This is a genomic window from Faecalibacterium prausnitzii, from assembly GCF_003324185.1.
GTDB classification, from domain to species: Bacteria; Bacillota; Clostridia; order Oscillospirales; family Ruminococcaceae; genus Faecalibacterium; species Faecalibacterium prausnitzii.
On sequence record NZ_PXUP01000065.1, the window covers coordinates 1 to 1182 of the forward strand.

Annotated in this window: 2 protein-coding genes; both read left to right on the top strand. The window is 46.6% G+C overall.

The window, feature by feature from the left end; genetic code table 11:
* The first annotated feature begins 323 nt into the window (after positions 1-323).
* A complete protein-coding gene (locus C7J97_RS14685) occupies positions 324-593 on the top strand; it encodes a replication initiator protein A (protein ID WP_242983548.1) in 270 nt (89 codons plus the stop codon).
* 223 nt (positions 594-816) lie between these two features.
* Positions 817-999, top strand: a complete 183-nt coding sequence (locus tag C7J97_RS14690) for a hypothetical protein (protein WP_005924684.1) — start codon at positions 817-819, stop codon at positions 997-999.
* The last annotated feature ends 183 nt before the right edge of the window (positions 1000-1182 follow it).

A 1182-nucleotide genomic window follows, 5' to 3' on the forward strand; every position in this document is an offset into this window, starting at 1 on the left:
ACTTCACAAAAGGTACTTCTGTAACTCGCAGCCCGGTCATAACGAAGACGGGGTGGCTGAAATGCCAATGGTGCGGTGCAAGCCCGCCGCCGGACGATTCCCCACTCCTAGGGAAGTCGAGGACCAATATGGGAGACCTTAACTTATTAACGCAGTTGAGCACTTGTTTCGTGCTTTTCTGCGACTGGAGAATTGGAACCCACCAATTCTCGTTACATACTCTTTGTTTCTGATTTCTGCTTCAGCTGGAGGTGATCAACATTTCAGAATATCTTACCACGCAAACTCCGCTGCCGCCGTTTCTCCCATACCCACGCTTCCTTTTGGAACTTGACCTGAGCCAGACTGCAAAAATGACTTATGCGCTGCTGCTCGACCGTGCCACGCTCTCGCAGAAAAATCTCTGGATAGATGAACGTGGTTTCGTGTTTGTCATTTTTACGATTTGCTCTTTGGCTGAGCAGCTAGGGCGCAGCACTGTCAGTGTTTCCAGTGCGCTTAAGGAATTGGACGCTGCGGGATTGATCGAGCGCAGACGAACGCGGTTTTCTTCGCCCAATCACATCTTTGTGAAAATTCCAAATGTTGAATAGTTCTGCGTTTTTCACGATTCAAGAACCGCCAAAATCACGATTCTGTGATGCAGATTCTTAATGGCATCTGCAAAAGATATTTTTCCTATGCAGTATAGCAGCCTTAAAGACTGTATCAAAGAAAACTTTTACCTAACCAACGTAATAAAACAAAAAGAGAAAAACGAATAGAATCCATCCATTCCTTTCCGTATTTGCACCACATGAATGAGGAGGTCTGCCCTTGAACAAAGAAAAATCTGAGAAGAAGCCCACCACACGTAAACGTGCGCCGAGAAGTCCGAAGTCCGTGCGCCTGATCGTGGAACGCCATTATATCGGCAATGTGCCGATGAATACGCTTTTTCAGCGGCTTGCGGAAGAAGAAATTCGTAAAACTGCCGAATCGTATCTCGCCGCTGGCTAATTGGACGTTTTACTGCGGAAAAGGGCTTGCATCATCACGCAGCATCCGCTACAATGTGATTGATGAGGTCTCTTTTCCATTATGGAGGTACACATGGAAAAGGACAAAAAAGTAACTGCTTTATACTGCCGGCTGTCAAAAGATGACGGTTCAAACAGCGAAAGCCTGAGCATCCGCACTCAA